Here is a 3,672-nt window from a genome sequence, read left to right on the forward strand (position 1 = left end):
CAAACTAAAGAAACACGTTGGCAGTAATATAACGAAACACGAGAATGGATTGGAGATTTAACACAATATGGTTTGAACAAATAAATTCCGATTTATTTACGAAATGGGATTTTAAAGAAAAATCTAATGACAATCTGAATTTTGAAAATATTGAATATGCAATTCTTTGGTATTTTAAGTATAAAGGAATCTCATTTGACTTACTTCCAGAATCCGACAAGTTGTTGTATTTAGAAATGAATTGGGCGAATTTCAAAGACCTAAATGGAATTGAAAAATACAGAAACTTAAAAAGATTGGAATTGCATTATTGCACAAAATTAGAAAATGACAGCGGAATTTCCTCTTTAAAAAATTCTCTTGAGATTTTACATATAAATCAGTCAAAAAAGTTTAAACCTACGTCTGAACTGAATGAATTAAAAAAGTTAAAAGTATTGCGACTAAACTTTTGTGGAGAATTGGAAAACTTGAATTTTCTAAAAAATTTCCCTGATTTAATTGACTTTAGATTTACAAATACAACAATACTAAATGGAGATTTGACACCACTTTTGGAACATCCTTCAATTCGTTCAGTTGGATTTATGAATAAACGTCATTACAATTATAAAGACACACAAATAGCAAAAGAACTGAATTTAAAATCATCAATTGAATATCAAGATTTTGTCTATAAAGGAGAATTTTCAACTTTTAAATATAAAAATACTACTGCCAACAATGTATAAAAATAATTGCTCAATTTTGGGCTTAACCAAAGGTCGTTGCAAGTTTATTACGTCTGATTTTCCTGCGGAAAATCCTCGCACATAAACCCGCAACTATTCTTATACGTAAACGTTGTAGTGCATTTGAGAAAAACGAGAAACATATTGATAAATAGAACATTTAAGACGCCTTTAGGAAAAGTTTCTTGCGAATTAAACTCAAATCTTAAGTTTGTAGAATTGCAAAATTCTGGGAATTACGAAAAAGGAGTTTATGAACGATTCAAGACTTCAGCTCACGACATTGAATTAATCGAATTTAAAGTAAAACAGCCATTTTATAACGGAGAAACCATATCTGATTCAAAATGTTGGATTTGGAGAATTGAAAAAGTAAAAGAAATATCTGAAAAACTTGAACTTAAAGTTTCTATTTCGGATTTTCCCAAAAACTCTGAATTTGACTATGCTTCTGGCGAAAATTTAGACGCTTTCGAAATTACCAATAACGAATGGAAATTGCATATTGGAACGGAAGATGGATTTATTTTAAATCGTAGAGCAGAAAATAATGATTGGTTTCCAAAAAGATTAATTAATATAAAAAAGGACTGGCAAGAAATAACAGAATTAAAAGAATCCTCAATCCAAACAAAAGTTCCTGAATTAGAAGTTGGAGAAAAAATTCATTTACAGTATTTAACTGCATTTGACAAATAGAATATAGAAACTATTAATACTTGGGTTGCTGTCGATGAAAATAAATCGGAATTGGAAAAACGGATTGGAATAAAATAAAAAAACGCACTACAACAAAGTACTGTGGTAAAAAACAAGTAAAAACTCATTAATTTCCCACTAAAACACTTCTATATTTATTATCATAGGTTAATCCTGATTTGGCTATAGCAAAAGCCTGTTTTAGGAGCTTATTACATACGGCTATTAATGCTAACTTTTTACTCTTTCCTTTGGCTACTAATCGGTCGTATATTGCTTTGCAAGCATAGTTATATTTACAAGCATTAAAACTGCACATAAATAATAAATTCCGAAGCTTTTGGTTGCCTATTTTACTGATTCGTGGGCGTCCTTTTACACTACTACCACTTTGTCGTATTACAGGTGTTAATCCGGCATAACTACATAATTCACTACCGCTGGTAAAACGATCAAATCCATCCGTTAAAACCACCAGCATTAGAGAGGTTTTTGGACCAATTCCGGGAATAGTTTTTAAGCGTGTTAAAACACCTTGATGTACTTCTTTTACTAAAACTAATAATTTATCTTCTATCATTTTCATCTCTTTCTGAACCTGTTCAGGTTACGTTTTAAGGAACTAACAACAACTTTACTTGGATTTCCTAAAACAGCTTCTCCATGTAATTTGTTTTTCAACATAGTGCTCTGCTTTGTATACACAGAAAGGAGTCTAGTCATTTGAAGGCATTCTAATTGATGCTTTGAGTTTCCTTTCCAAAGCTTTAATTCTACATGTTTGGCATACTCACAAATCAACTTAGAGTCACTCTTATCTGTCTTGATTTTAGACAACTTCATTTGGATAAAACGTTTTACTGCTAATGGGTTCTCTACGGAAACCTTAACGCCTTCTTCTTGTAAATAATAGGCTAATTGGTAATGATAATAACCTGTGGCTTCCATCACACAATGACTATTTGTATCTAACAGTTTTAAGAACTTTTTAAAGCCCAAAAGGTTGTTTTTAAACTGGTAATATTTCCCTTCAGAATCAGTAACATCAAAAACTAAATGGCTGATGTCAAGTCCAAAATATTTAATATCTTTATTCATAACAATATAGTATTTGAAAGGACTAGCTACGCGAGTTTCAACGACTTAAAATCGAGGTCTAAAAGCCTCATAGAACTGTACGAAATCTGTGTAGAAAAAGAGAGGGGGTTTTCAATGTTGACGAGATCTGTAGTCTCTGCGTATATATTAACCTTATTCCTCTCTTTTGTGCTTTCTTTTTATAGATCTTAATTTAGTACTTTTTATTAGAATGCTAACTTAAGACGTGTATAATTAATGGCTAGTACTCGCCTACTTACGAAAATCCTTTCGGATTTTCTATTCGGTTTTTATTTGTTAAATTAGGTGCTTTAACACGCCACTAATCATACACAAAACCGTTGTAAAACATTTAAGAAAAACCGAAAACTGAATTGAAAAAAGGAACTTTAATAATAATTTCGTTTATATTAATTATACTTTCCTTTTGGCTCGGAATGAAAGTTGAGCGTGAATTAGCAAGTTGGGACGAAATCGGAAAACCAGTATTTGAAAAGGAACAGATTTACTTTCCGAATAAAAAAACCTCTCTTTATCTGAAAAGCAAAAATTGGGGATTGACTGCTGACCATAAAATTTCTGTTATTTCTACAAAATCAGACCTTGAATTTCAACCTGACTCAATATCTGAATATATTTTTCACGGATTTGGTGGAATAATATACAAAGTGGAAAATAATACTCTGAAAATCTACTCGCATCAAAAACCGAAAATTCCATCGAAATTTGAATCAGAAATAAACGTGGAATTAATAGAAGTTAAGAATAATTCGGAATGGAATAAAATGAAAGAACAGATAAACAACAATTATCAAGAATTTGAATAAAAATGATTCCAACAGATAGCGAATTTACGACTCTTTATATGGCATATTTATTAATGCTAATGTTTTTGATATTTGGTTTATTAAAATCAAAAAATAAAGCATTCTACAAATGGAATTTTCTTTTTTTTGGAATCTATTTAGCAATAATGATTTATGTTTTTTCAGATTCAGAAAATTTCAGATATGGCAATTCACTTGTTGTCTTGTTTTATGGAGGAATATTTGTGCTTTTACACTTTATTATAATAGGAATTATAAAACTATATAAATCAGTAATGAAAAAATAAAAACGTTTTACAACACCGTATAAAAATAAT

3 protein-coding genes and 1 pseudogene are annotated in these 3,672 nt (G+C 30.1%); 3 read left to right on the forward strand and 1 reads right to left on the reverse strand.

Annotation, left to right across the window (positions count from 1 at the left end; all coding sequences use genetic code 11):
- Positions 1-44: 44 nt before the first annotated feature.
- Positions 45-731: a hypothetical protein gene (locus AST99_RS12440; protein ID WP_057782164.1), complete on the forward strand. Its 687-nt coding sequence runs from the start codon at positions 45-47 to the stop codon at positions 729-731.
- A 144-nt stretch (positions 732-875) separates the two neighbouring features.
- Positions 876-1,430 (forward strand): hypothetical protein, encoded by a 555-nt coding sequence (locus AST99_RS12445; protein WP_057782165.1) that lies wholly within the window; start codon positions 876-878, stop codon positions 1,428-1,430.
- A 127-nt stretch (positions 1,431-1,557) separates the two neighbouring features.
- Here AST99_RS12445 and AST99_RS18475 read toward each other — a convergent pair.
- A pseudogene (locus tag AST99_RS18475) lies at positions 1,558-2,528 on the reverse strand (IS110 family RNA-guided transposase).
- A 374-nt stretch (positions 2,529-2,902) separates the two neighbouring features.
- Here AST99_RS18475 and AST99_RS12460 point away from each other — a divergent pair.
- Positions 2,903-3,355: a hypothetical protein gene (locus AST99_RS12460; RefSeq protein WP_157486377.1), complete on the forward strand. Its 453-nt coding sequence runs from the start codon at positions 2,903-2,905 to the stop codon at positions 3,353-3,355.
- Positions 3,356-3,672: the final 317 nt, after the last annotated feature.

The sequence above is a fragment of the Formosa algae genome (assembly GCF_001439665.1).
Taxonomy (GTDB): domain Bacteria; phylum Bacteroidota; class Bacteroidia; order Flavobacteriales; family Flavobacteriaceae; genus Formosa; species Formosa algae.

What these genes read in the sequence shown, in the direction of transcription:
- AST99_RS12440 (WP_057782164.1), top strand. Translation starts at nt 45, where the DNA reads ATGGATTGGAGATTTAACACAATATGGTTTGAACAAATAAATTCCGAT.